26 protein-coding genes are annotated in these 26,154 nt (G+C 62.9%); 11 read left to right on the top strand and 15 right to left on the bottom strand.

Annotation, left to right across the window (positions count from 1 at the left end; all coding sequences use genetic code 11):
* The first annotated feature begins 257 nt into the window (after positions 1-257).
* Positions 258-1,283 (top strand): LacI family DNA-binding transcriptional regulator, encoded by a 1,026-nt coding sequence (locus tag K0F85_RS20180; RefSeq protein ID WP_257572919.1) that lies wholly within the window; start codon positions 258-260, stop codon positions 1,281-1,283.
* Between the two features lie 177 nt (positions 1,284-1,460).
* On the opposite strand, the gene K0F85_RS20175 is transcribed toward K0F85_RS20180, so the two are convergent.
* Entirely contained in the window at positions 1,461-1,880 is a 420-nt protein-coding gene (locus tag K0F85_RS20175; RefSeq protein ID WP_219117720.1) for a YidB family protein, read from the bottom strand.
* A 262-nt stretch (positions 1,881-2,142) separates the two neighbouring features.
* Between K0F85_RS20175 and K0F85_RS20170 the strand changes: the two genes are divergently transcribed.
* The 4 genes from K0F85_RS20170 (at position 2,143) to K0F85_RS20155 (ending at position 4,814) form a co-directional block, all read left to right on the top strand.
* Positions 2,143-2,355 carry a hypothetical protein gene (locus K0F85_RS20170; RefSeq protein ID WP_076568831.1) on the top strand — a complete coding sequence of 71 codons (213 nt, stop codon included), beginning with the start codon at positions 2,143-2,145 and terminating at the stop codon, positions 2,353-2,355.
* A 106-nt stretch (positions 2,356-2,461) separates the two neighbouring features.
* Positions 2,462-3,169 carry a hypothetical protein gene (locus tag K0F85_RS20165; protein WP_219117719.1) on the top strand — a complete coding sequence of 236 codons (708 nt, stop codon included), beginning with the start codon at positions 2,462-2,464 and terminating at the stop codon, positions 3,167-3,169.
* Between the two features lie 90 nt (positions 3,170-3,259).
* Positions 3,260-3,544 carry a hypothetical protein gene (locus K0F85_RS20160; protein WP_219117718.1) on the top strand — a complete coding sequence of 95 codons (285 nt, stop codon included), beginning with the start codon at positions 3,260-3,262 and terminating at the stop codon, positions 3,542-3,544.
* A gap of 52 nt (positions 3,545-3,596) precedes the next feature.
* On the top strand, positions 3,597-4,814 hold the full coding sequence (locus tag K0F85_RS20155) for an MFS transporter (RefSeq protein ID WP_219117717.1): 1,218 nt from the start codon (positions 3,597-3,599) through the stop codon (positions 4,812-4,814).
* A 121-nt stretch (positions 4,815-4,935) separates the two neighbouring features.
* Here K0F85_RS20155 and K0F85_RS20150 read toward each other — a convergent pair whose 3' ends face one another.
* The gene (locus tag K0F85_RS20150; RefSeq protein ID WP_219117716.1) at positions 4,936-5,457 is read right to left on the bottom strand and encodes a hypothetical protein; all 522 of its coding nucleotides are present in this window, start codon (positions 5,455-5,457) and stop codon (positions 4,936-4,938) included.
* Between the two features lie 143 nt (positions 5,458-5,600).
* Between K0F85_RS20150 and K0F85_RS20145 the strand changes: the two genes are divergently transcribed.
* On the top strand, positions 5,601-5,861 hold the full coding sequence (locus K0F85_RS20145; protein WP_219117715.1) for a hypothetical protein: 261 nt from the start codon (positions 5,601-5,603) through the stop codon (positions 5,859-5,861).
* Positions 5,862-5,964: 103 nt separating this feature from the next.
* On the opposite strand, the gene K0F85_RS20140 is transcribed toward K0F85_RS20145, so the two are convergent.
* The 4 genes from K0F85_RS20140 to K0F85_RS20125 form a co-directional block, all read right to left on the bottom strand.
* Positions 5,965-6,324 (bottom strand): hypothetical protein, encoded by a 360-nt coding sequence (locus tag K0F85_RS20140; protein WP_219117714.1) that lies wholly within the window; start codon positions 6,322-6,324, stop codon positions 5,965-5,967.
* 159 nt (positions 6,325-6,483) lie between these two features.
* Complete coding sequence (locus K0F85_RS20135; protein WP_219117713.1) at positions 6,484-8,331, bottom strand: glycoside hydrolase family 15 protein; 1,848 nt, start codon at positions 8,329-8,331, stop codon at positions 6,484-6,486.
* Between the two features lie 3 nt (positions 8,332-8,334).
* Positions 8,335-9,099, bottom strand: coding sequence for a trehalose-phosphatase (gene otsB / locus K0F85_RS20130; protein ID WP_219117712.1), 765 nt, complete (start codon positions 9,097-9,099; stop codon positions 8,335-8,337).
* On the bottom strand, positions 9,099-11,387 hold the full coding sequence (locus K0F85_RS20125) for a trehalose-6-phosphate synthase (protein ID WP_219117711.1): 2,289 nt from the start codon (positions 11,385-11,387) through the stop codon (positions 9,099-9,101). The genes otsB and K0F85_RS20125 overlap by 1 nt, the downstream gene beginning before the upstream one ends.
* 238 nt (positions 11,388-11,625) lie before the next feature.
* On the opposite strand from K0F85_RS20125, the gene K0F85_RS20120 reads away from it, so the two are divergent.
* The 3 genes from K0F85_RS20120 (at position 11,626) to K0F85_RS20110 (ending at position 15,412) form a co-directional block, all read left to right on the top strand.
* Positions 11,626-12,753 (top strand): mechanosensitive ion channel family protein, encoded by a 1,128-nt coding sequence (locus K0F85_RS20120; RefSeq protein ID WP_219117710.1) that lies wholly within the window; start codon positions 11,626-11,628, stop codon positions 12,751-12,753.
* A gap of 50 nt (positions 12,754-12,803) precedes the next feature.
* Positions 12,804-14,099, top strand: a complete 1,296-nt coding sequence (locus K0F85_RS20115) for a sodium:proton antiporter (RefSeq protein ID WP_219117709.1) — start codon at positions 12,804-12,806, stop codon at positions 14,097-14,099.
* A 122-nt stretch (positions 14,100-14,221) separates the two neighbouring features.
* Positions 14,222-15,412 (top strand): serine hydrolase, encoded by a 1,191-nt coding sequence (locus K0F85_RS20110; protein ID WP_219117708.1) that lies wholly within the window; start codon positions 14,222-14,224, stop codon positions 15,410-15,412.
* Here K0F85_RS20110 and K0F85_RS20105 read toward each other — a convergent pair.
* Together K0F85_RS20105 and K0F85_RS20100 are read right to left on the bottom strand one after the other, a co-directional pair.
* A complete protein-coding gene (locus K0F85_RS20105; RefSeq protein ID WP_219117707.1) occupies positions 15,409-15,792 on the bottom strand; it encodes a YkvA family protein in 384 nt (127 codons plus the stop codon). The genes K0F85_RS20110 and K0F85_RS20105 overlap by 4 nt on opposite strands.
* Before the next feature lie 396 nt (positions 15,793-16,188).
* Entirely contained in the window at positions 16,189-16,413 is a 225-nt protein-coding gene (locus K0F85_RS20100; RefSeq protein WP_219117706.1) for a hypothetical protein, read from the bottom strand.
* Between the two features lie 265 nt (positions 16,414-16,678).
* Here K0F85_RS20100 and K0F85_RS20095 point away from each other — a divergent pair, with 265 nt between their 5' ends.
* Positions 16,679-17,071: a hypothetical protein gene (locus K0F85_RS20095; protein WP_219117705.1), complete on the top strand. Its 393-nt coding sequence runs from the start codon at positions 16,679-16,681 to the stop codon at positions 17,069-17,071.
* 13 nt (positions 17,072-17,084) lie between these two features.
* Here the strand turns inward: K0F85_RS20095 and K0F85_RS20090 are convergent, their stop codons facing one another.
* Genes K0F85_RS20090 through K0F85_RS20080 form a run of 3 tightly spaced genes read right to left on the bottom strand, consistent with a single transcriptional unit; the run spans position 17,085 to position 20,178 of the window.
* Positions 17,085-17,906, bottom strand: coding sequence for a ferritin-like domain-containing protein (locus K0F85_RS20090; protein ID WP_219117704.1), 822 nt, complete (start codon positions 17,904-17,906; stop codon positions 17,085-17,087).
* A gap of 20 nt (positions 17,907-17,926) precedes the next feature.
* Positions 17,927-18,859, bottom strand: a complete 933-nt coding sequence (dsdC, locus tag K0F85_RS20085; protein WP_219117703.1) for a DNA-binding transcriptional regulator DsdC — start codon at positions 18,857-18,859, stop codon at positions 17,927-17,929.
* Positions 18,859-20,178 carry a D-serine ammonia-lyase gene (locus K0F85_RS20080; protein ID WP_219117702.1) on the bottom strand — a complete coding sequence of 440 codons (1,320 nt, stop codon included), beginning with the start codon at positions 20,176-20,178 and terminating at the stop codon, positions 18,859-18,861. Before K0F85_RS20080 ends, dsdC begins: the two co-directional genes overlap by 1 nt.
* A gap of 322 nt (positions 20,179-20,500) precedes the next feature.
* Between K0F85_RS20080 and K0F85_RS20075 the strand changes: the two genes are divergently transcribed.
* The gene (locus K0F85_RS20075; RefSeq protein WP_180977642.1) at positions 20,501-20,656 is read left to right on the top strand and encodes a hypothetical protein; all 156 of its coding nucleotides are present in this window, start codon (positions 20,501-20,503) and stop codon (positions 20,654-20,656) included.
* Between the two features lie 42 nt (positions 20,657-20,698).
* Here the strand turns inward: K0F85_RS20075 and K0F85_RS20070 are convergent, their stop codons facing one another.
* From K0F85_RS20070 to K0F85_RS20055, 4 genes are all read right to left on the bottom strand, one after another.
* Positions 20,699-20,920 (bottom strand): hypothetical protein, encoded by a 222-nt coding sequence (locus tag K0F85_RS20070; protein ID WP_219117701.1) that lies wholly within the window; start codon positions 20,918-20,920, stop codon positions 20,699-20,701.
* Between the two features lie 233 nt (positions 20,921-21,153).
* Entirely contained in the window at positions 21,154-23,247 is a 2,094-nt protein-coding gene (locus K0F85_RS20065) for a TonB-dependent receptor (RefSeq protein ID WP_219117700.1), read from the bottom strand.
* 89 nt (positions 23,248-23,336) lie between these two features.
* A complete protein-coding gene (locus K0F85_RS20060; protein WP_219117699.1) occupies positions 23,337-23,735 on the bottom strand; it encodes a DUF2946 domain-containing protein in 399 nt (132 codons plus the stop codon).
* A 180-nt stretch (positions 23,736-23,915) separates the two neighbouring features.
* Positions 23,916-26,060 carry a TonB-dependent siderophore receptor gene (locus tag K0F85_RS20055; RefSeq protein ID WP_219117698.1) on the bottom strand — a complete coding sequence of 715 codons (2,145 nt, stop codon included), beginning with the start codon at positions 26,058-26,060 and terminating at the stop codon, positions 23,916-23,918.
* Positions 26,061-26,154: the final 94 nt, after the last annotated feature.

Raw genomic sequence — 26,154 nt, 5'->3', positions numbered from 1 at the left:
GCTAGAGGAGCAGGCATGGCGCTTGTTATGAAGGCATATCTTTGCCACATGAACAATAAGCATGAATAAGCAAACAGTATTGCCATGCGGCAATCTTTTGCGCTATGCTCATTCTGCCCGCCCAGGCCGCCACAAGCGGCCGGGCCTGCAGGAATACTTTGAGACAGCTTGCTTGGCAGACCAATATGCGAAAAAAGAATACTGTAGCCCGGACACCCAACACCGCCACCCGCCCGACACCCGGTGCCGGACGGCGCGTGACCTCGTATGACGTGGCCCTGCTGGCCGGCGTGTCGCAATCGGCCGTATCGCGCTGCTTCAAGCCGGGTGCCAGCATCTCGCCTGCCACCCATGCCAAGGTCATGCAGGCGGCCATCAGCCTCGACTACATCCCCAACGCGGCCGCGCGCAGCCTGATCACGCGGCGCTCGAACCTGGTGGCCGTCATCATTTCCAACCTGGCCAATCTGTACTATCCGCAAGTGTTGTCCGACCTGAGCCAGCAAATCGCCCGCCAGGGCAAGCGTCTGCTCTTGTTTACCCTGGAGCGCGAAGCGGACATCGGCAAGGTCTTGAACGATGTGTGGCAATACCAGGTCGATGGCGCCGTCGTGGCCGCCTGCCTGTCGGACGAACAGATGGCAGAATTCGGCCGGCGCGACGTGCCGCTGGTGCTGTTCAACCGCAGCCCGCGCGAGCACGCCGTACACGCCGTGCTGTGCGACCAGGGCGAAGCGGCGCGCCTGCTCGTGTCACGCCTGGCCGAGGCAGGCCACCGCCAGTTCGCCATCATCGACGGCCCCGGCGACTCGGCCGTGGCACACGAACGCAAGGCCGGCATGCTGGACCGCTTGCTGACCCTGGGCTTGCCCGCGCCCATCGTCGTCAGCGGCAACTACGATTACGCCAGCGGCGGACGGGGCTTGCGCAAAGTCATCGACCGCCTGGGTCGCGTGCCGGACGCCGTTATTTGCGGCAACGACATCATGGCCATCGGCTGCCTGGACACGGCGCGCCACCAGATGGGCATCCAGGTGCCGCTGCAAATGTCGGTGGCCGGCTTCGACGCGCTGGAAGCATCGGGCTGGCTCAGCTACGACATCACCACCCTGCGCCAGCCCGTGCAAAAGATGGCCACCGATGCCGTCGCCATGCTGGGCGAATTGATGGAACGACGCGGCGGCATCGCCGAGCGACGCCGCTATTGCTCTTATCTGGTCGAGGGGAGTACGGCAAGGCTGACCAGCGAACCTCAGCGTTTCGGCATGATGGCCGCCGCCTGATAACCACCCATGGCGTTGTTGCCGGGCTTACTCTTGTCCTTCGCCGTACTCGCGTACTGTCTTCGGGGCGGCGCCTCGCCGCAGGCGTTTTTCAGACGTTCATCGTTCGCACACAAAACCTTGCACATAAAAAAACCTCGCATCGCTGCAAGGTTTTTTGTTGTTGCAACGGTTGTATCAACCGAAGATCTTACCCTTGAGCATATTCAAGCCCTGGCTGACAAGGTCATTGTTCTCTGGCACTTGACCGTTCGGCGTCAGCTTGTCGATCAGCTGGGGCAGCAAGGCGGCCAGGCCGCCCGAGGCCGCGTCCGGTGCGACGCCCGCTTTTTCGGCGATCTGGGTGATCGTATCGGCGCCCAGCGCATCCTTGATCTGTTCGCCGGAGACGGGCGCGTTGGCGCCGGTGCCGATCCAGCTGGCCACCTGGTCGCCCAGGCCGCTTTCCTGGAATTTCTGCAGCAGGCCAGGCAAGCCGCCATGCTGGTTGACCAGTTCCATCACGCTGGCCATCAGCCCCGACGGGGCTTCCCCTTCCGCGCCCTTGTTACCCAAAGCGCTCATCGCCTGTCCCGCAAGTTGATCTAGCAAACTCATCGTATTCTCCTGAACGCTGTCAATTAGTGCCGCGTAGAGCGGCGTCCGCTGCGGTCGGCGCCTATTCGCCGACATGCACAACAATTATACTATATATAATTTCAGTATTACATTGACAATTTTTAGAGCAACTCAAAAACGGACTCAGCCGAAGCTGCGCCCACCTCCATCATATTTAGTTCGGTACAACATGCAAGCGTAAATTGACGGTGCGCAAAAACGTGTAGAATTAATTTTCCTACTAACTGAGGAGCATCAACACATGAACATCAATAAAGCGGTAGACAAAGCCTACGAAAAAAAGACGTTCAAGGAAATCGCCGATGCCCCAGTCGATGCGCTGCAAGGCGTCAGCGAGAAGGATGCGGAACTGCTCAAGCAGGCATTCAATATCAAGACGGTGCGCGATCTGGCGAACCTGAAATACGCGAAGTGGGCGCGCGCCATCGTTACCCTGGCCGATACGGAAGAATAGACCGGGCCATGCCCATGGCAAGCGCACCAGCAAAGCCCGCCCCAGTCGGCGGGCTTTTTCATGCCGGCCGGCTAGCGACTGGCAAGCCGCTAGCCACTAGGCGCCATTGACCACGCCACTGACCCTGCCCGGCATCTGCTGGCCTTTGCAAGCGAGCACGGGTCATCTTGCCGTCACTACCTCCCACATCACGGGCCACTTTCGCGCCGGCGCGGGCGAAGACGCCATCGTGCTGTGCAATCTATTGCCTGCCGGAAAGTTTCGCAATGGCGCGGCACGCCACTGGTGCCGCACGCATCAATGCTACTGGGGCACGCAGGCCGACCTGGCCGACAGGCAGGCCACGCAACAGATGCGTTGCCGCCAGCACGCCAGCCCCATGGGCTATGTGCTGTACCCGGCACTGTTCGACCCCGGCAGCTTTCACGCCGCCACCTTGCGCCTGGGCCCAGACGGCTTGCTGCAACTGCGCGCACGGGCCGATGACGGCGGCGCCCTGCTGGCACGCGACGCGGTAGCGCTGGCCATCGACTGCGGCGCCCTGCCCGGCCTGTTTCCTGCCGACATAGTGCAGATCAATATCACGCCGCCTGCCGCGCAAGCCTACGCCGCCGCCTTGCAGGCCGGCACCCCGCTGGACTGCAGCGACTGCGTCCGCTGTGGTCATCCACACCTGGACCTGGGCAGCTTCGCGCTGGCGCCGCACCGCCGCCACAGTTGCGGCCATTGCGGCCACGATGCCTCGCACAGCGCCACGCCCATCGTTTCGACGCCGCTGTGGCGCTTGCGCCTACGCATCATGCAAGACTTCTGACGGTGCACCCGCCCGCAGTCAGCCCTGCCGCTCATGTGCAGAGCGGGCGACCTGCTCGGCAAACTACGCATGCTGCCGCCAAGCGCGCAAATGCTGACGACCTTCCTCATCATCCTGCCCTTGAATAGCAACTCGGCGAAGATGATGCCTAGCCTGAATAAACAACAGGCAAGAAGCACTTTCATGTTATCGTTACCAACAAGAATAAGCGGTGTTAGGTGCAGTGCAGCATATTTGGACCGCCTGCCTGCAGAACTTGTCCGTATCTTTTACAATGTTGGTTGTGGGCAGCTATTTCAGCCCGAAAAGCCGGGCGGCTGCCCACGTCCTTTCTTCACCCCGCATACGGTGGCGCATCGCCACCGCTGCGGCTAAGCCTCGGCACGCCGCTCCACCGCCTCACCACCGTTACTCTGCTAATAAGAATATGCACGCATCCGTAGATCCCCTGATTCCGCGCGTCACCGCGCCTTTTGGCGCTGGCTATGCCGACCTGGCCCTGGCCATCGGCGGCCTCGCCATCGGCACGGGCGAATTCGCCTCCATGAGCATCCTGCCCGTCGTGGCCGACGACCTGGGCACAACCTTGCCGCAGATGAGCCACATGATCAGCGCCTACGCGTTGGGCGTGGTCATCGGCGCGCCCTTGATCACCATCTTCCTGGCGCGCATGCCGCGCCGTTTAATGCTGATCTGTCTGATGCTGATGTTCGCTGGCGGCAACTTGCTCAGCGCCATCGCCCCCAATTACGGCTTACTGGTGGTGGCCCGCTTCGTGGCAGGCATCCCGCACGGCGCCTATTTTGGCGTGGCAGCCCTGGTAGCCGCCGCCCTGGCCGAACCGGATAAACGGGGACAAGCCGTCGCCCGTGTCCTGATGGGCTTGACCGTGGCAAATATCTTCGGCGTGCCGCTGGCCACGTATATCGGCCAAACCCTGGGCTGGCGCTCGGCCTTTTTGCTGGTCGCCGCACTGGGCTTGCTGACCATGCTGATGGTGCGCATCTTCGTGCCCATGGTCGCTGCAGGGGATTCCAGCCCGCGCCGCGAACTGGGCGTGTTTCGCCGCCTGCAAGTGTGGCTGACCCTGCTGATGGTGGCGATCGGCTTCGGCGGCATGTTCGCCGTCTACACCTTCATCACGCCAACCTTGTTGGAAATCACGAAAGTGTCCCCGCTGGTCATCTCCATCTTGCTGGCCATTATCGGTGTCGGCATGACGGTGGGGAATCTGATCGGCGGCTGGCTGGCCGACCGTTCGCGCCTGTGGACCATCTTCGGCGTACTGCTGTGGAACGTGGCCGCCCTGGCCGCCTTTACCTATACCAGCAGCAATGTCTGGCTGACGGCGATCAACCTGTTCGCCATCGGCGCCGGCATCGCCGTCGCTCCGGCCGTGCAAACGCGTTTGATGGACGTGGCCGGCGACGCGCAAACCGTGGCCGCCGCCCTCAACCATTCGGCCTTCAACATTGCCAACGCCCTGGGCGCCTGGGCCGGCGGCATCGCCATCGCCATGGGCATGGGCTTGCGCTCGACAGGCTGGGTGGGCGCCATGCTGGCCTGCGGCGGCATCGTCGTGCTGGGTATTTCCGTGCTGGTGGAAAACCGCAGCCGTAATCTGGGCGGCGCGCAGCCGGCTTGATGATTTAAGAGAGCGGCAGCCTTTTCAGGCGGCCGCTCATTTTCCTGCGGCTGGTGATAAACGCTGCCCGCCATCGGCTGCTTGACGCCCGACCAGCCGACTCTGTGCAACAACGCGGACCTCAACCGCCAGGCATGCCCTGCCGGTTCGACCTCTCGCGGTCATACAAACGCTCAAAAGCGTCGACATCGCCGGCCTCTGCCCACAAGCTTGCGATGTAGTCCAATTCCAGAGCGAACGGCCGCTGAAAATCGGGGACGTCGAGCGCATACTCGCAGTTGCGGCTCAGCATGACCAGCCAGTCGGGATAGCCAAGCGCCGGATACAAACGCGTCAGCTTGGCGTCTAGCGATTGCACGCTTTCCCGGCCTGCCAGATAGGCGGCGCGCAGTTCGACGATGTACTTGCCAGCAAGCAATTGCTCCTCCATGCGCGCGGTGCCACGGTAGCGCACGATGATGGCCTCGGCCAGCGGCAGCACCTCGTCCATGCCCCGGGCGCTGGCCAGCAGCACGATGTCGAGGTCGTCACCTTCCTGGTCCAGGCGCAAGCGCTCCACGGCCCAGTCCACGCAGCGCTCCGCCCGGCCATCACCATGGCGCAACTGGAAGCATTCCAGCTCAAGTTCGGTCAATTGTTCCATTGTTATTCTTCCCTTGCGCGTCACGGGCGTAACCGCAATGTTATACCAGCGGAAACGGATGATGGGGAGAAAGAATGCAGGTGTGCAATGGGCGCCGCATGCGGCCAGCCTCCCTGACTTGCTGATGTGAACTGGCGAGCTTCGTGCCCGACACGGCCATGCGCGCGGGCGATATCTTCTCACTGATCAACCAGGTCAGCGGCGGCATCGGCTACAGCCTGCTGCCCGGCTGGGTACGCGCCTTCAGCTCGCGCATCGAACGGCTACCCCTGGACGCGCGCTACGGCTCGCACCAGCAGATCACCGTGCTGATGCTGAGCAGCCGCGAGCGCGACCCGAATTTGCTGGCGCTGGCGGCCGCGTGCCGCTTGTATGGGCGTGGGGGGCGCGCAACTGGTAGCTGAAATGGCGTCGCACGTCGAAACGGTGGCACAGGAGCGCCGCGCTGCGATGCTGGGGCGCATGGAAAACGAGACCACTTGCAATCTTCAACTGGGCAGTATCAGTTCAAGTTGGAAATGCTCTGCGCACATAGGTTTTCCAGAGATTGTCGATAAAGTCGATCTCGACTTTACTGTCACATGCCTGCGCAATCAAGCCCATGTCGTCCGACACATATCCAGCAAGGTCAGCATTTTCAGTGACTTGATACACTTTCTTGAATGCGATCTCCCTGATCTCCTTCACCAGGGCGCATTCGGGTGGACAAGATGAGCTCACTTTTTCGTAGCTGGCACACCATGCGCCATCAAACTCAAAAGAGTCCCTGGCGCACAATGCAGCATCCCAGTCAGTATCTTTCTGAAAAATAGTCTCAAAAAAAATACGCTCATTTATTGTCGCTAAAATTTCGCTTACGGTCGTCATCTCGATATGTAGTATTGATCAGTGTAGATGCCATTCGGCGTTTCGTGTGCCGGCGCGCCAGCGATTGTGATGAGCTGACGCTAAAGCGCCCGCAAGCAGGTCGGCACGCCCATTATAGGGGCTGGCGTGGACTGCTCACGGGACTGGAGCAAGGAACAATTAAATAGCGCTATCCCACGGCGCCGACAACCTCACGGCGCAATTGATCAAGCCCACCATCGAGTACGTCTGCGGAAAGTTGCCCCACATTTCGCCCGTCACGGGGTGCGTGTCTTCCGACAGCAGGCCCAGGTGGTTGCGCGCCATCAACATCGTTTCGAAGATTTTGCGTGCCTCGTCTTTCCTGCCGATGCGCGCCAGGGCGTCGATGCGCCAGAAGGTGCAGATGTTGAAGGCGGTCTCGGGTTTACCGAAGTCGTCGGGCGCTTCGTAGCGGCGCATGTAGGGGCCGTCGCACAGCGACGCTTCCAGCGCATCGACGGTGGCGATGAAACGCGGGTCCATGGGGTCGATGAAGTTGACTTCCGCCATCAGCAAGACGGACGCGTCCAGGTCGCGCCCGCCCAGGCTTTCGGCGAAAGCCTGGCGCTCCTCGCTCCACGCCTCGCGCAGCAAGCGTTCGCGTATCAGCACGGCGCGGCTGTTCCAGTGGTCGGCGCGGTCCGGCAAGCCCAGCTTATGCGCCACTTTCGCCAGACGATCGCAGGCGGCCCAGCTCATCAGCATGGACGATGTGTGGACGCGCGCGCGCGTGCGCAACTCCCACATGCCCGCGTCCGGTTCCGCGTGCAAGCGGAATGCCTGGTCGCCCACGGCTTCCAGCGCGGCAAACTCGGCCTTGCCGGCCCGGTGGAACAAGCGGTGGTCAAGAAACGCCTGCGCCGCGCCCAGGACAATATTGCCGTAGACGTCGTGCTGGAAGTGTTCCTGCGCCTGATTGCCCACGCGCACGGGTCCATTGCCCCGATAGCCGGGCAAATGGTCGAGCGTCGATTCCGGCAACTGTTCTTCCAGGCCGATGCCGTACAGGGGCTGGATGTGGCCGCCCTTCGACCGGGCGACGATGTTCGTCAGCCAGCGCAAATACTCTTCCATCGTGCCCACTTCAGACAGGCTGTTCAGGGCGCGCACGACGAAGAAGGCGTCGCGCAGCCAGCAATAGCGGTAATCCCAGTTGCGGCTGCTGCCGGGCGCTTCGGGGATGCTGGTGGTCATGGCGGCGATGATGGCGCCCGTGTCTTCATATAAAGACAGTTTTAACGTGATGGCGGCGCGGATGACTACGTCCTGCCATTCCAGCGGCACGGCAAGGCGGCGCGTGTAGGTGCGCCAGTAGTTGATGGTTTCCTTTTCGAAGATGCGCGCCGTCTCGTCGATGCCGCCGGCCAGGGTTTCATCTGGACCCAGCAGGAAGTTGGCCGTGCCTCCCAGCACGAAATACGTTTCGCTTAGGACATAGTTGAGCGACACATCCGTGTTCAGGCGCAAGGTCTGTTCCGGTCCCACATAGCGGATGTGGTGGCTGCCCTGCGTAATCTGCGGCGCCAGCTTGCCCCAGTCGTAGCGGGGGCGCAGGCGCACACGGATGCGTACGGCATGGTCGAGCGGACGCACGCGGCGGATCAGCATCAGCGGGCGGAACATGCGGTCGCGGCTGAGGAAACGTGGCGCGAAATCCGTGATTTCCACGCCCCGCCCCTGCGTATCGTACAGGCGCGTGCGCAAGACGGCCGTGTTCGGCTCATAGAATTGCTCGCTGCGCGCGTAGTCTTCAATGTCGATGCCCCACACGCTGCCGTTATCCGTGGCGTCCAGCAAGCTGTTGAAGACGGGATCGCCGTCGAAGCGGGGCAGACAGGACCAGACCACCTGTCCCGCCTGGTCAATCAGGGCGCTGAAGGCGCAATTGCCCACCACGCCGCAGTTGAGGGATGCTTGCGTGGCAGGCTTGCCGTCTGCAGTGGCGGCGGCGGACACGCCGCTGGGGGTGTCATAGGATGTCGTCATGGGCTACTCCTTCGATGTCAGGGATACGGAGGCGGCCAGCAGCGCCGTGCGCAAGGCGCCCGGGCTGGCCAATCGCAGGGTGGCGGCGCTGGGGCCGCTGCCCACTTTCACGCCCTGCCCGCCAACTAATTGTACAAATGCAAAGCCGGCCTCGTCTGTGGTGTCGTCGCCCGCGAACACGGGCCGGCGCCCGGCGAATGGCGCTTCCACCATAAAGGCGGCGATGGCGCCGCCCTTGTCGGTGGCGGCCGGCTTGGCTTCCAGGACCATCTTGCCATGCAATAGCAACACCCCGTGGCACGCTTGCACGGCAGCCGTCATTTCCTGCACGCAAAGCTGTTCCAATTCCGGCGCCAGGCGGTAATGCAGGGCCACGGCGCCGCGCTTCTGTTCCACCAGCAAACCGGGGTGGATCGCAGCGAGCGCCTCGGCGCGCGCCAGCACGGGCGACACGTCGGGCGTGGGCGCCACATGCAGCGCGCCATCGGCGCCGCGCCGCTCCACGCCATGCACGCCCGCCACCGGCAAGATCAGGGGCGCCAGCATGGCATCGATCTGCGCCACCGGACGCCCGGAAATGAGGGCCAGCGCGCCGCCATGGCGCTCGGCCAGCAGCGCCAGCGCTTCCACCACGCCCGGTTCCAGGCGCACGCCGTCGGGCGTGGGCGCCAGGTCGACCAGGGTGCCGTCGAAGTCGAGGAAGACGGCGCTGCCGGGAGTGCCCAGCAGCTGCGTGTAGACTGCGCTATCGTCAGGGATCTCTGTCATCAGATCCCCTTGCGCCGCTTGATGCGGCTGTGGGCGTCGATCTTGGTCATGACCTTGTCGCGCTGGCGCAAGCGCGCCGCGTCCAGCAGCATGCGCCCGGCCCAGCGATAGACATTGAAATGTTTCACGCGCGCCCGCATGCTCTTCATGCGCTCGCGCTGCTCCACGGGCGGCATCACCAGGCCACGGTAGAGGGCATCGGCGCCCTGCTCGATGTGGTAGGGATTGATGATCAGCGCTTCATGCAGCTCACGCGCCGCACCCGTGAATTGCGACAGCACCAGCACGCCCATCTCGTCATCGCGCGAGGCGATGAATTCCTTGGCAACCAGGTTCATGCCATCATGCAAGCTCGTCACCATGCACACTTCGGAAGCGCGGAAATAGCGCTGCAGATCGTCCTGGCCATGGTGTTCCGCTTTCAGCAGGATGGGCACGTAAGTTCCGTTGCCGAAGCGCAGGTTGATGCGCTCGACCATCTTGCGCACGCGCGCATCGAAACTTTGATACTCATCGAGCGAAGCGCGGCTGGGGGCGGCAATTTGCAAGAAGGTAAAGTGACCTACCATGCCAGGCTGCTGCTCCAGCATGCGCTCGACGGCCTGGAAGCGCTCGACGATGCCTTTCGTGTAATCGAGGCGGTCGACGCCGATGCCCAGCAAGTGGTCGGGCGCCATGCCCAGTTCGGCACGGATTTGCGCGCGGCAGGTCGCCACGTCGGGCTGGTCAGGTTTCTCCTCGGGCCAGGCGATGGAAATCGGGTAATCCTCCACCTGCGTCATTTCGCCGCCATAGGAAATCGTCGATGCCTCCGGCTCGATGCGCGTTTCCAGGTAGCGGTCCACCGTTTCGAGGAAATTCTTGCGGTGGAACGGCGTGTGGAAGCCCAGAATCGTGCTACCCAGCAAGCCATCGAGGATTTCTTCGCGCCACGGGCAAATGCCGAACGATTCCGAGTTCGGCCAGGGGATATGCCAGAACGTGATAATGGTCGCCTTCGGCAAGGCTTCGCGCACCATGCGCGGCAGCAAGGCAAAATGGTAATCCTGCACCAGCACGACAGGGTTGTCCGTCTTCGCCTCGGCGATCACTGCATCGGCGAAGCGGCGGTTGACCTTCACATACTGATCCCAGTCCGACGAGCGGAACACGGGGCGCACGTGAGCGATATGGCACAACGGCCACATGCCTTCATTGGAAAAACCATAATAATAGCCCTGCTCTTCCTCTTCCGTCAGCCACACGCGGCGCAAGGTATAGCTGGGGTTGTCGGGCGGCACGGCCACGTGGTCGAGCTTATCGACCGTCTCGCGGTCGGCGGAACCGGCGCCGTGCGCGATCCACGTGCCGGAACAGGCGCGCATCACCGCTTCCACGGCCGTCACCAGGCCGCTGGCCGGGCGCTGCACGGTAATGCCCGCCTCCGTGTTGGTGTGGATATACGGTTCGCGGTTCGATACCACCAGCACCTGGTCACCGGCCAGGTCCGCCTCGAGCAAGCCGCGTAGTTTTTCCGGCGTCCACTCCGAGGTCCAGCCACTGTCACCCTGGCGTTCCAGATGATATTCCTGCAGCAATTCGCGCAAGTCGCCGATCAGCGGCTGCATTTCCGGCGGCGGCGCGGGCGCGGCCACGGGCGCATCGGCGGCCTGCGCACCCAGCGCAGTGCGGGGCAACAATTCTCCGCGCAATATTTCCTTCACGGCGACCAGCCAGCCGCGCCAGCTCAAATGAGCGACGAATACAGTCATCAGGGAAATCAGGACGGCCAGGATAGCCAGGAAGGCAAAGATGAAATACTTGGTATCGGCATTGCGGCGCTCGACAAAACTCATGTCCTGCACCAGCACCAGGCGCCCCAGCTGGGCCGCATCGTGCATCACGGCCGTTTCGCTGATATGCACGCGTCCTTGCGGCAATTGGGCCAGAGACTTGTACAGCCCGCCGCTGGTGGGGGTACTCCAGCAACCGATCGAGGCGGGATACTCGGACGTCTTGTACAGCAACTGCCCCGCATTATCGCAAAAGCCCAGCGCAATCAGTCTTTCATCGCGCGTGGCGCCCTGGAACAGTTCGCCGATGCGGGCCGCATCTTTTTCGGGCAGGTATTCGGCCAGCGAAGGTCGAAGGGTTCCAGCAAGCAACTCAGCCCGGCTGTCGAGGTCACGCACATACCAGCGCAAGGTCACATTATCGAGCAGGGGTACAACAATATAAGCAAACAATCCCAGCACCAGGGCCAGTGGCAGGATGAAGCGCAAGGACATTCGTAGTGATCGTACTATCATCAGTTTCCTTTGCAAAAACGAAAAACATGGCAAGTATGACCATGTTTCCAATATGGCGACGCTCGATTGCTTTCCATGCTGAAATATTAACGCCGCTTGATGCATCGCAGCAATCCTAGCCAGTATCGACCTTGCTGCAAGCCTTGTCCGTTCGGCAACGCACGGCCGCGCGACGTCATCTACCTTTAAAATAGCAGCTTCCAGCATGCATTTCACTAAAAAAAAGGAGTTTTCGCCTATGGATCTCAGCACGTTCCACTCGCTGATGGGAGGCCCGCTGCGCTCGGCGCTGACCGTGCTCGTTTCCGCCCTGATTGTCACCGTGGTCGCCATCGGCGTGCACAGGGCCGGTATCGGCTTGCTGAAAAGACTGGCCAATGGACGCCCGTTTACCACCAATGTCACGCGCGTGGCCTTCCGCGCCAGCCAACTGTGCGTGATCGTCTTCGGCCTGCGCATGGTGCTGGCCGGCGCGCCCGACGACACGCCTGGCCTCGTTGGCATGTCGCACCTGGCCAGCGTCATGCTGATCGTTGCGTTGACCTGGCTGGCCATGCAATGCATCAAAACGCTCTCCATCACGATTTCCGAAATCAACCCGGTCGACGTGGCCGACAACCTGCGCGCGCGCCGGCTGATCACGCAAGCGCGCGTGCTCACGCGCAGCGCGCACGCCATCGTGGTCATCCTGGGCCTGGCCTTCGCACTGCTGACCCTGCCCGGAGCGCGGCAGATCGGCGCCAGCCTGCTGGCCTCGGCCGGCGTGGCGGGCCTGGTGGCCGGTATCGCCGCCCGTCCCGTGCTCGGCAATTTCATTGCCGGCTTGCAGATTGCGTTTTCTCAACCCATCCGCATCGACGACGTGCTGATCGTCAATGGCGAATGGGGCAAGGTCGAGGAAATCAAGGGCACGTATGTGGTCGTGCGCGTGTGGGACGAGCGCCGCTTGATCGTGCCGCTGCAGTGGTTCATCGAAAATCCGTTCGAGAACTGGACGCACAGTTCATCCACCCTGCTGGGCACGGTATTCCTGTGGCTCGATTTCAGCATCCCGCTCGAACCGCTGCGCGCCGAACTGACGCGCATCTGCGAGTCCGCCCCGCAATGGGACGGCCGGGTCTGCACGGTGCAGGCGACGGATTCGAACGAGCGGGCCGTGCGCGTGCGTTTCCTCATCAGTGCGCAGGATTCGGGCATGGCCTTCGAGCTGCGCTGCCTCGTGCGCGAGGAGATGCTGGCCTTCATCACGACCCATTACCCGCACTGCTTGCCCCGCTTGCGCGCCACGCAAGACCCGATCGAAGTGCATGCCATGCAGGCGCAGAACGATACGCTGTCGCTGCACAAGGCGCAGGACCAGGCTTAACAAAACCCTGCGGCGCGCTGCCCTGGCCCGTGCGCCGCTACAATGGAAACATGAGCACCACCGCCTGGTTCATCCTGATCGGCTGCCTGATGCTGGCGCGCGGCCTGGGTGCAGCCAGCATCACGCGCCTGCCCTTGACCTCGGCCATGGCTTACCTGGGCGTGGGATTGCTGCTGGGCCCGATGTTTCTCGGCCTGTTCTCGTTCAACCTGGTGCGCCAGGCCCCCCTGCTGGAAACCTTGACGGAAATCGCCGTCCTCATCTCCCTGTTTTCCGCCGGCGTGAAGATGCCCGTGCCCTTCAGCCTGGCACGCTGGCTGCCCTCGCTGCGCCTGGCGTGGCTGTCGATGGCCATCTCCGTGGCCCTGGTGGCCGTGTTCGCCTGTTTCGTGCTGGGCCTGCCCTTGGGCGCGGGCGTGCTGCTCGGCGCCATCCTCGCGCCCACCGACCCCGTACTGGCCACCGACGTGCAGTTGCGTCATGCGGGCGACAGCGAGCAATTGCGCTTTATGCTGACCAGCGAGGCGGGCATGAACGATGGCAGCGGCTTTCCTTTCGTCATGCTCGGCCTGGGCTTGCTTGGCTTGCACGCGCTGGGGCCGCATGGCGCCACCTGGCTGTGGCGCGATCTATTCTGGGCCAGCGGTGCGGCCATCGCCCTTGGCGTTGCCGGCGGCGCACTGCTGGCCTGGCTGGGTTGGCAAGTGCGTGCCAAAGCGCCGAAACACGCCATGCTGGACGACCTGGCAGCCCTGGGCTTGATCGCCCTCGTGTATGGCGTGGCCAGCTGGCTGCACGCGTGGGGCTTTTTGGCCGTGTTCTTCGCCGGCGTGGCCCTGCGCCAGACGGAACTGCGGCTGGCCGACGCGCCGAAAGACCGGCAAGGCTTGCTGCAGGCCGAGGAAGCCCATGCCCTGTCCGCCGCCAAGCCGCACGACAGCGAAGTGCCGCTGACCGTCAGCGGCGAATCCCTCGTCTTCAAGGAACACCTGGAACGCCTGTCCGAACTGACCCTGGTACTGTTGCTGGGCGGCGCCGTCACGGCCGCCGCCTGGAGCTGGCAAGCGTGGAGCATGGCGCTGTTCCTGCTGCTGGTGGCGCGCCCGGTCAGCGTCATGCTCGGCTTGCTGGCGTCGGGCACCAGCGTGCGCCTGCGGGGACTGGCCGCCTGGTTCGGCGTGCGCGGCATCGGTTCGCTGTACTACCTCAGCTATGCCATCGCGCATGGTCTGCCAAGCGGCCTGGCGCGCGAACTGACCGACATCACTCTGGTGGTCGTCATCCTGTCCATCGTCGCACACGGCCTGACGGTCAAGCCCCTGCTGGAACGTTACTGGCGCAAATAACTGGTGCAAATAAGCGCTGCTCAGTCCCCTTTGTCATTGCTATACAGCAATGTTTCGTCAATTGCCCCTATGGCGGGCTGAAATATTGTTAAGATAATTAAAAATGGCTAAAGAGAGTATCAATGAAACGAAGAAGCGTGCTGGGACTGGGCGTCTCACTGGCCCTGCTGCAAACGGGCTGCGCCGCCGATCCGGCCAGGCTGGCGTGGGAAACGCAATTTGACGGCTTCATGCACGATGGCCTTGCCCGCACGGAAACGCCGGGCATGAGCGTGGCCGTGGTACGCGGCGAGCAAACTATCTTCGCGCGCGGCTATGGCTGGGCAGATATCCAGGCCGGCAAGAAGGCCGATGCCAACACGGTGTTCCATGTCGCCTCCGTCAGCAAGCTCGTCACGGCCACGGCCGTCATGATGCTGCTGGAACAGGGGGCCTTCCAGCTCGACGACAAGGTGGCGGCCTATCTGGACTTCCCGCTCATGCACCCGAAGTTTCCCGACGTGCCGATCACCTTTCGCCATTTGCTCAGCCACACCTCGGGCATTTCCGACGCCGTGTACGACAAGACGCCGGCGTTTGCCGTGCAGGGCGACCCGCGCCTGCCCCTGCGCGACTTCCTCAAGGGCTATCTGTCGCGCGGCGGCGCCTGGTACGACGCGGAGGCATCGTTTGCGACCCGGCCAGGCACACAATGGCGCTACAGCAATGTCGGCATCGCCCTGCTTGGCTATCTGGTGGGCCGTTTGAACCCCGATGGCCTCGATGCGTATACGCAAGAGCACCTGTTCGAGCCGCTGGGCATGGACAGCACGGCGTGGAAGCTGGCCGGCCTGCCACGGCGCGCCGTCATCGCCCAGCCGTATGCGCACAAGGAACCGGGCCTGCAAGTGCTGCCGCCCGTCGGCTATCCTGACTGGCCGGCCGGCCTGCTGCGCAGTTCGGCGCACGACTTTGCCCGTTTCCTGGCCATCTACAGCAATGGCGGCCGGGTCGATGGCCACCGCTACCTGCAAGATGCCACCTTGCAATTGTTTTTTGCCCCGCAAGCGGCCCCCGTCGTGCCCGCTGACTCGTCCGTGCAGCAAGCCCTGGTATGGCTGCTGCGCGATGTCGATGGCAAGACGCTGGCCACGCACAGCGGCGGCGACCCGGGCGCCGCGTCCGTCGTCTGCGTCGACCGGGCCAGCAGGACGGCCGTGCTGGCCTTCGCCAACGTCAGCGCGGACAAGGAGTTTCGTTCATTCCAGAAAGAAGTCGTGCTGCGCCTGCTGGCCCATGGTGGCAGCGGCGCGCCGGCGGCACAGAAAGGCTAGGCGCCGAACCAGCCGCGCAGCTTGTCGGCCGCGCGTTCCTTGACCTCGGCCGTGATGTAGGTGGCGACCGTGGCGACGGCGGCCGCCAGCACGGCCAGGTCATCCGCATAGCCGATCACGGGCGTGATGTCGGGAATTGCATCGATGGGCGAAATGAAATAGCCGAGCGCGCCATAAATCGCCGTCTTGGCCCACAGCGGGGTATTCGGCTGCTGGGCCGCGTAATACAGCCACAGGGCTTTTTCGATGACTTCGCGCCCCGCCGTCCTGGCGAACTTGACGACCTTGTCCCAGAAACTGTCTTCCGTATATTTCTTTTCATACTGTTTGTCGGCCTGGGCGGCGTGGTCTTCTTCCAGATTCTTTTTTCTGCCAAACATCTGCTGCTCCTGTCTGCCGCGCACGGCGTTACGAAGGCGCACCTTAGCATAACGGCGCACCGGGCGCGCGGCATGCAAGGTAAGCTATCGTCATGGACATATCTGCCACCACCACGCCCCGCGCCGCCGGCCTGCGCTACACGCGCGACCACCAGTACGGCATCGCCCGCCTGGGCACGCCCGGCAAGTTCCGCTACTGCGAAACAGGTCGATTCCGATATGCAAGCCAAGAAGAACATCGCACAGGCGATCGGGTCGGTGGCAAAAAAGACTCGGCAAGACGCCGACGATCTGCCGCAAGTGTTATGTGCGCCCGGCCGTGCTGGAGTCGTAACTGGATGGCAGAAGCAGCCGTGCTGGCCTTGTTGCAGCAACGGCTACAAGGGGCCGCTCAGGTCAAGCCTGGCGCCCAGGCTGGCAGTGTGCCGACAGCTTGAGGGCATCGCTACGGCAGACAGGCAAGGCGCCGTGGCCAGCATCACTCGCCACGGCGGCTGGCGCGCCATCGTTCGTCTGCGCATCGCCCGTAGTCATCAGCGACGCCGCCAGGGTAGCGCAGGTGAACAGGCAGATCAGCAGGAACGGCTTGTTCACGTGGTGGGACTGGTCTGGCTTGTGCATCGCATACTCCGTCGGATTGGTTAGGTGTTACAGCATGGACACGATCATCGCGTGTTTCCGCAAGGCACACAATCAGACGCTTTCGACAAGATGGGTAGGACAGCGCTGACAACGTTCAGCTATCAGGGTCAGTGTCGGCAGATTTGACGCCGGCACCCCCCCTCTCCAGTCAAGCGCATGTTTTATAAGGATTTTTTACTCAGGAACGCTTCCTGCTCGACCTCTTTCCCGGGCACGCTTGGCGCCAGTCACGGGGGAAACGATCATGCGATTTATCAAACAGGCACTGCTGGCGCTGCTGCTGTGCGCACAGTCCGCCGCGCTGGCCACGGGCCTGACGCTGGGCCTGTGCACCTGCGGCGGCCCGAACGATCCCACGCAACCGCCCGCGCCGAAAGTCATGCTGGCCGCGGCAGCGGATACCAGCACCACCGTCCAGCCCGCCGGGGACTTCGAAGTGACGCAGCTGGAAGAGTGGCCGAACAGCGCGTCAGCCGCACGGCCCGGGACGACACTTACCGCGTGCATATCCGCAACAATGGCGGCGAGGCGGCCACAGCGACGGCCAGCAGGTCGACTTGCGCTACGCGGACGGCGCGGGTGGCCAACCCCGCGCAAAAGCCGAAACTGGCAGATCAGCATCACGGCCCACCCGTGACGCCGCGACAGATTCAGGCGGGTAAGTCGGACAATTCCAGTTCCGAAAACCCGGCCCGGCGCCGCGCTTCCAGGTTGAACGGGCCGCGCAGGGTGGGCGCCTCGTAGCGCAGCGCCAGCTCGGCATACGTGGCGCGCAATTCCAGGCCCCTTTGATCGCACAGGTAGCCGTACCAGCGGTTGCCGATTTCCACATGCCCCACTTCATCGCGCAAGATGATGTCGAGGATGGCGGCGGCGGCCATGTCGCCCGCCTGCGCCAGCTTGGCGCGCAGCGGCGGAATCGCATCGAGACCCCGCGCTTCCAGGGTGCGCGGCACCAGCGCCATGCGCGCCAGCACGTCGCCGCGCGTCTTGTCGACCATTTCCCACAGGCTGTCGTGGCCAGGAAAGTCGCCATACGTGTAGCCCAGCACTTGCAGGTGCGCCTGCAGCATGGCGAAGTGCGTCGCTTCCTCTTGCGCCACGCGCAGCCAGTCCGTGTAGTAGTCAAAGGGCAAGTCCGGGAAGCGCCACAGGGCGTCCAGCGCCAGATTCATGGCGTTGAATTCGATATGCGCGAGCGCGTGGACCAGCATGGCGCGCCCTTCCGGCGTGATCATCGAGCGCCGCCCCACCAGGCGCGGCGGCACCAGTTCCGGGCGCTCGGGACGGCCCGGTACGGCGCCGCTTGGCGCCAACGCCGCCTGCGCATCGAGCGAAAGTTGCGCCCCGGCCATGGCCGCCACCATCGCCACCTTGGTGGCCGGGTCCGGTTCGAGCAGGCAGGCGAGCGCTGTTGTACGTAACTCGCGCAATTCCGCTGGCGCGGTGGTGGTCGACGGGGATGACTGCATGGGAATTCTTTCGTGCGCGTTTACAATGAGGGACGCAGTGTATCAAGTGCCTGCCCCGCCAGCCAGTCCAGCAGCGCCTGTACTCTCGCCGGCAGCGCGGCACGGACACCGTGCACGAGATAATACGCTTGCGGGCTGGCCAGCGTAAAACCGCCGAATGGCAAGACCAACTGGCCGGTGGCCAGCCACGGCTGCACCAGCTGGCGTCGGCCCATGGCCACGCCCGCGTGGTGGATGGCCGCCTGCGCGCACAGGTCGGCGCGGTCGAAACGCAGGCTGCGCGCGGGCAAGCTCACGTCTGGCGCTTGCGCGTCCAGCCACAGCCGCCACTCGGCATCGGGCGCGCAGGCGGGCCAGGCCAGGGTGTCGTGCAGCACCGTCGCGCCCGCCAAGTTTTGTGGCGCAGCAAACAGGGCATGTTCGCGCGCATATTCCGGGCTGCACACGGGCGCCAGCCATTCGTCCATCAGCTTGCGCGAGGCCAGGCCGGGGAAGCTGGCGTCGCCATAATGCAAGGCAAGGTCGACCTGCCCGGCACGGAAGTCCACGCTATCATTGCCCACGCGCAAATCGATGCTCAACTCCGGGTACTGGGCCGTAAAACCGGCCAGGCGCGGCACCAGCCAACACTGAGCGATGGAGGGACGCGCATGCACGGTGATGCTGCCCGCCAGCGCATCGCCACCAGCCAGCGCCGCATGCAAGTCATCCCAGCCTGTCTGCAGGGCGACAAAGATGCGCTCACCATGCTGCGTCAGTTTTACCTGCCGCGTCAGGCGCTGGAACAGCAGCAGGCCCAGGCTCGCCTCCAGGCGGGCGATGCGGTGGCTGACGGCGCTGGGCGTGAGCGCCAGTTCCTGCGCTGCCCGCGCAAAGCTGCCATGGCGCGCCGCCACCAGGAAGGTGTGCAGATTGGCGAACTGGCTGGCCGTGAGCGGCGCACCGGCTGGCATCAAACGTCTCCTGCCGCCAGCAGCGTGCGACCGCGCGCGACGTAAGCCGCCATCTCTTGCTCCGGCACCATGCTGCCGCCCGTGCCCCACACCAGGTGCGTGGCCATTTCCAGTTGCGCCTGGTATTGCGGCGCCGCCAGCACGGGTGCTATGCCAGCGAAACCGGCCACGGCGGACGGCTCCAGGCGAAAACCTTGCGTTTGCTCAAGCGTCGCCAGCAAGCGGTACAGTTCTTCATCGCTGACGGTGGCGTAGCCGTCGATCAAGCGCTGCATGGCGCGCCCGACGAAGCCGGACGGGCGTCCCACGGCCAGACCATCGGCGGCAGTGAGGTTGTCGATGCCGATCTCCTGCACACTGATGCGCTCGTGCAAGCCCGTGTACACGCCCAGCAACATGCATGGCGAGTGGGTCGGCTCGACGAACACGCAATGCACAGCATCGCCAAAGGCCAGCTTCAAGCCAAAAGCCACGCCGCCGGGGCCGCCGCCCACGCCACACGGCAAGTACACGAACAGGGGGTGCCCGGCATCGACCGTGACGCCGGCCGCTGCAAACTGTCTTTTTAAGCGTTCGCCCGCCACCGCGTAGCCGAGAAACAGATCGTGCGAGTTTTCATCGTCGACGAAATGGCACGTCGGATCATTCTGCGCCTGTTCGCGCCCCGCTTCCACGGCCACGCTGTAGTCGGTCGCGTATTCGACGACCGTGACGCCATGGCTGCGCAATTTATCCTTCTTCCACTGGCGCGCATCAGCCGACATGTGGACAGTGGCGCGAAAGCCCAGGCGCGCGCTCATGATGCCGATCGACAAGCCCAAATTGCCCGTGGAACCGACGGCGATCGCGTACTGGCCAAAGAAGGCCCGCACGGCGTCGCTGGCCAGCAGGCTGCAGTCAGCGCCCGGCTGAAGCAAGCCGGCGTCCAGCGCCAGCATTTCCGCATGTTTCAGCACTTCATAGATGCCGCCGCGCGCCTTGATCGAGCCGGAAATGGGCAAATGGCTATCGAGCTTGAGCCACAACTTGCCAGGCGCGATGCCCAGGGCCGCCTGCATGCCCGGCAGCGGCACGACGGGCGACTCGATGATGCCGCCGCTGGCGCCGGTTTCCGGGAAGGCCTTGGCCAGGTAGGGCGCAAAGCGCGCCAGGCGGGCGCTGGCGTCTGCCACGTCGTCCGCCGTCAAGCCCACGTCGCGCAAGGCGACGGCCGCCGGCGCGATGGCGGGATTGAACCAGCTCAAGGGCTGCAAGGCCATCAGTTCTGTCATCAGGGGAAATTTTTCGCACAGCGCGGCGATGGCGGGAGTGGGCAGCATGGCAAGCTCGTCAAGGAACAAGCCATGATTAGACCGCATCCGGGCGCGCCTGGCAAAGGATGGTTGATCAGGCTATGGGTGACGGAAGGTCATGTATCGCGCAGTCATCGCCAGGCGCTAAACTTAGCCCATAGCTAAATTTAATTCCTGAGTGCACTATCGATTAAAGAAAAATTTCCACAAAGGCATAAAAATAAGTTATCTTTAAGGCAAATAAAAGGAGACATTTTTTCTCTTTACTACCGAGGCAAAAATGCACTCCAGGAACAACAAGGCCGCAGATACTAATATCGATATGCTTGACTGTGCAAGGCAGGATGACTTGACGGCTCAAAAGGTCGAGGTCGGCATTATTTTCCAGGAAATGCTCGATACTGCCACGGCCGCCGCCTACCTTGCCAAGAACAGGGTACCGATCGCCACCGCGCTGCGCGTCCTGACGGGGTCACGGCGAAAAAAGAGCGGAGACGGCAATTGATGGCTCTGTGCCGGATTAGCTGGGGCAGCCTGCTTGAACAGCTCAGGGTTGCAAAGGAAGAGTAGCCACTTCATACCACACCCGCAAGCCTCGTTCAACCTGCAGGAACTTCATCCAGCCCCCGGTTTCCGTGATGGTTTCGATGCAGACAGGACGAATGCCCGTTTGTAGCAGCCATTCATTTGCCAACACCAGCGATCTGTCCATGCCATCGGAAGAAGGACTGCCCCGGGTAGTCGAACGAAAATCTCTGAACGCGATCATGTACACCTTATTATTCAGTCAGCATCATTTCAGCAGATAAGGCCCTTCAGCCTGCGCTGTCGCACGCACGTGCGCCAAAGGCCTGAAGCAGGCGCAAGAGAGAATAGCAGATTACCTAAAAGAAACATGCACACATAATCACGCATACCTCGCGTTCGCGATGCGGCGATTTCAGCGGGCGCCTTCCGCTTCCCCTGTCGGTAGCAGGAAAGCGCCCTTGCTGATGGCCTGCCTTAGAATGTCAGCTGCAAGCCCACATCGATCGACCGGCCCTCGGCCGGCAAGGCTTGCAGCGCGCCGCCATTGGCCTTCAAGCCAGACAAATACACGCCACCGAGCGGGTCCGCATAGGCGCGGTTGAACAGGTTGCTCACGCCCGCATGCAGGCTGGCCATCTTGCTCAGGGCCACGCTGCTGCGCAGGTTGACGAGGGCATAGCCTGCCGTCTCGGGTTCGAAGCGGCGGGCGTCGACCTTGTCCTTGCGGGTCACGATCTTCGTTTCGATGCGGCTGCTCCAGGCGCCCAGCTTGTGCTCGACGGCCAGCAAGGCGTTGAACGGCATCATGCGGTACAGGTCGCCGCCATCGCTGCGTTTGCCCCGCGTATAAGCGGCATTGCCCATCGCCATGAAGCGGCCCCAGCGCGCGCTGCGCACCAAAGGCAACTGCCACGCCAGATTGGCGCCGTACAGCCTGGCGTCGTGGTTGGCGAAACGCAGCAAGTTGCCATTCGCGCCCATTTTCATGTACGGGTGGAAAGACGCCAGCACATCGACATCGATGTAATTGTCGACCTTGCTGTAATAGGGATTGACGCGCAGGAACCAGCCTTCTTCGCCGCCGCCATGCCAGTCGGCCGTCAACGCCGCCGTGTAAGCCGTCTCGGGCTTGAGGTCGATATCGCCCACATAGCCGTTGCCATCGCCAAACCAGTTGGTCATGGTCATGGCCATCGAGCCGCGGCCCCAGGAGTAACGCTCGTAAAGATTCGGCGAGCGCACCTTGCGCGCCAGCGCATATGCATAGCTGCTGGCAGCGTCCGGCGTGAAAGTGGCTTGCGCTGTGGCATCGATATTCGTGTCGCGCTGGCTGCGGCTGCGCGCATTGAAGGCCCTGGCAGCCATCAGGTCAGGCATGTTCATCATGTTGCTGCCATACGATTGCACGGCGCCCGTCTCCATGCGCACGGATTCGCCGCGCAGGCCCAGCACGCTCGTCCAGCGCGCATCCTGGCCATGGCGCGTTTCGAGTTCGCCAAACAGCACGGTGCGCTCGCGCTTGCCATCGTTGATGTTCAGATAGCTGCGCGGCCCCATCATCATGGAACCGGGCACGGCCGGCCAGTAATCGTCGAGGCGGAAACCGTGCCACTCCTGGCCCAGGCGCAACTCGCCCGCCCCTGTCGGCAGACTGGCCATCAGCGCGTAGCCCGTATTGCGTCCATGCGTAAGCATCGGCATCGTACCCGTGCGCTCGGGCGAGAAAAAGCCCATTTCATGGTCCGTCTGCTGCCAGTAGGCACGCGCGTCAAGCACGCCCCAGGCAAATGTGCCCTGGTAGGCCAGGTTGGCAAACTGGCCATGGTTATCCGTCATGTCCATGTACTGGTTGGGAAAACCCTGGTACGGGATGTGCTGCACGCCGGCGCGCAGGGTCAGTTGCTGACCATCGCGCCTGGCCGCCAGCACGATGGCCTGGTTGATGCTTTCAAACAGGCTGCCCAGCACCTTGCTGCCGTGACCATCGTCATAGCTGTGGCCGCGCGTATAGGCGCCGCTGTAGCCGATGCTCAAGCTGTCGCTGGCGGCCGAGGCATGCACGCTGGTCGCCACGCTATTGTTGACGCTGCGGCCCGACACGGCAAAGCTGCCTTGCGTCAGCAGCGGTGTGCCGGCTTGGGCGAACACGGGCGCGTTCGATTCCACCTCGATGCTGCCGGCTATGCTGTCGCCGCCCGCGCTGACGGGCGTCACGCCCGCGATCAGGCCGATGCGCTGCACTTGTTGCGGATCGATATAGGACAGCGGCGCATTCATGTGATTGGCACAGGCCGACGTCAGTTCCATGCCATCGATGCGAATCTTGATGCGGTCATCGGCAAAGCCATTGACCACCGGCAAGCCGGACACGCCGCCGCCTGTCGCCACGCTGTAGCCGGGCGTGCTGCTGAGCATCAACGCCGTGTCGGCGGCAGGCCGGTAGCCGTCCTTGACGCCCATGACGATGACTTTCATCTCGGGCAGTACGGTGGTGTCCGCTTCACTGCGGGATTGCGCCACGGCGGGCATGGCGATGGCAAGGGAAATCAATAACGGTACATGTTTCATGGTGCTGCTTTCAGATTCTGTAGAGGTAAGACGAACAGGCGCAAGCGCACGATACGCTCGGCGCAAGGCAGTTCAGGGAAAGGGACAGATCAGAAAGCGGCGGGTGGCCCACGGGGCTGGACGGGCGTCCAGGCGAACAGCGGCGTGGCGGACTGGTAGAACAGTTCGGGCAACAAGCCCGTGATCAGTTCGCCGGAAGCGAGCACGAGGGAGGTGGGCGGAATCGATAAAGTGTCGGCATGCATGCTGCAGCAAGGGCAATCTCCCATGCGCATGCCCGATTTTTCAGGCGCGGAAGGTTCTTGCGCGTCGTCGCGGGCGCGCATGGCTTGCATGCCCCCGGCCACCGAACAGATTTCCAGACTGGGCACGGCCATGCCGCTGGCGACCGTCAGCGCGCGCGACAGCGTAGGGGCGAGCGTGGCCAGGAAGATGGCGATACACGCGATCCACAGGACGATGCTGGCCTTGCCTTTGCTGATAAACATGGCAACATTGTATCAGAGCAAGCCCCCTGCGCACAGGGCGCAGGTCAAACCTGACTGACAACGCCTAACAAAACCGTAGCGAGCGGACGGAAGAGGTGGCTGAGAAGCGCAACCGTGCTTGAGCACGGTGAGCATCGCAGGCCGCCTATACCGACGCGCAGTAGGTTTTGATAGGCGTTCTTACAAATCCATCTTCATCGACAGCTTAATGGCACGCGGCGCACCGGACGCCAAACGCGTGCCGGCGCCGGCCCAGTAGCGCTTGTCGGCCGCGTTTTCCACATTCAGTTGCCACACGACGGCCTTGTCCAGCACGCGGCTTGCATAGCGGGCGCCCGCACTGAACAGGCTGACGCCACCGAGGAAGGCCTGGTTCAAGTCGTTGACGGGACGGGCGCTGTAGTAATACGCGCCGCCGTTGACGGACAGGCCCGGCACGGCGTCCAACGCATAGACCAAAAAGGCGCTAGCCGTGCGTTTCGATGCATTTTCCGGCGCCTTGCCGTTGTAATCGGCATTGATGTGGGCAAACTTGGGGTCGAGAAACTGGGCCGACGTCTGCCACGACAACTGGCGCGTCAGCTTGCCCTGGGTCGACAGTTCCAGGCCACGGTAGCGTTGTTCGCCATCCGAGGTAAACACATTGCTGCTGTTGGTGTAATAGCCAGGGCGCGTGATTTCGAACAATGCGGCGGAGACCAAGGTGCCGCCCGGCGTCAGCCAGCGCGCACCCAATTCTTGCTGTTTGCTCACGCCAGGCGCCATCTTGACGCCCTGGTTGGCCGTGCCCGTCGGCCCCGTTTCACCCTCTTCCAGCCCGCGCGCCGTGGACGCGTAGATCGACAGTTCGGGCGTGGCCTTGTAAATCAATGAGGCCATCGGCGTCGTCTTGCTGACGTCGTAGTGGCTGGCGCCCTGGTCGCTCTGGTAACTGCTGCGGCGCACGCCAATGACGCTTTGCCAATGCGGGCCGAAGACCATGCGGTCGAGCGCATACACGCCCGTATCACGCGTGTCGAGCGCGGCCGTCGTGGGCGCAGTGGGCTTGGGACCGAACACGACATTCGTCACGGGCACGGGCTGGTACAGATTTTGCGAAGCAATCGTGTAATTGCTTTGGTAAATAGGGTCTTGCGACTTGTCCGTGCGCGTAGCGCCCAGGGTCAGTTCATGCGCGATGACACCAGTCTTGAAACTGCCGGCAAGTTCCGCGCGCAGCAAGTCGGACGCCGTCACGCTGTGCTGGATATTGCCCGTGATGCGGCCCGCGCCCGTGGCCAGCGCCGCCGCGTTGTTCAGGCGGAAGATCGCCAGGCGGCGGTCGCGCGCTGTTTCCGAGTGACCCGCTTCCACCGTCAGTGCCCAGCCCTCCGCGATGGCGTAGTCGGCGCGCACCTGCGCGTTTTTCGTTTGCGTCTCGAAATGCGACCAATCGGGACCGATCAACTGGCGCGGATCGACGGCGCGCGGCAAACTGATCACGCCTTTCACGGCCGTGGGCAAGGCCACGCCCGCCTGCTCCGTCACTTTGCGGCGCTCGTATTCCAGGTCCGCTTTCAGCAGCAGCTTGTTCGTCACTCTCCAGTCCAGCGCCGTGGAAATGAAACGGCGCTTGCCGTTGCCGGCCTTGTCGAGGTAAGAACCCAGGGTGCCGCCAGCGGCATTGAGACGCACGCCGAACTCTTGCTGCGCGCCAAAACGCCGGCCCACGTCCACAGTCGCCACGGCACTGCCACGGTCATCGAGACTCAAGCCCATGCTGGTGACAGGTCGACTGCCGGCCCGCTTGCTTACGAAGTTGACCACGCCGGCCGGCGACGTGAAGCCATAGTAGAGGGCCGACGCGCCCTTCAGCACTTCCACCCTCTCCTTGTTTTCCATGGGCACTTGTGAGAAGTTCATGATGGGCAAGGAGCCGTTGAGGCGGTAATTCGTGCGGTTTTCCACGGCAATGCCGCGTATCACCAACTGATCCCACGTCTCGCCGCCGTTTTGCTGGCGCGTCACGCCCGCCGTATTGCGCACGGCATCGTACAGGCCGGACACGGCTTGCTGCTCCAGCAATTCGCGCGTGATCACGTTGACGGTCGATGGTACATCCATCATGTTGGCGCCACGAAAACTGCCCGCCTCCGTGGTGAGCGGCACCAAGCCTTGCGCGCGCGCGCCGGTCACCTGCACGGCCTGCATGACTTTCACATCGCCAGCCGTCAAATCGTCCTGGCCGCTGGCGCCATCGGCTGCACTGGCCGCATGGGAAGTGAAGGCCAGCGACAAGGCGGCGGCCACTGGAAGTAGTTGCAAGGAAGGAAAAACAGCGCGCATAAAGACAGGACCTTCAACAGAAAAAAGTAATGAAAGGAAACTTCAAGTTACGCGGCATCATATCCGTAACGATAATCATTCGCAATGAATAAGT

Origin of the sequence: Janthinobacterium sp. UMAB-56 (genome assembly GCF_900095265.1) — a bacterium.
Classification (GTDB): domain Bacteria; phylum Pseudomonadota; class Gammaproteobacteria; order Burkholderiales; family Burkholderiaceae_D; genus Janthinobacterium.
This window is presented reverse-complemented; position numbering and strand designations above follow the sequence as displayed.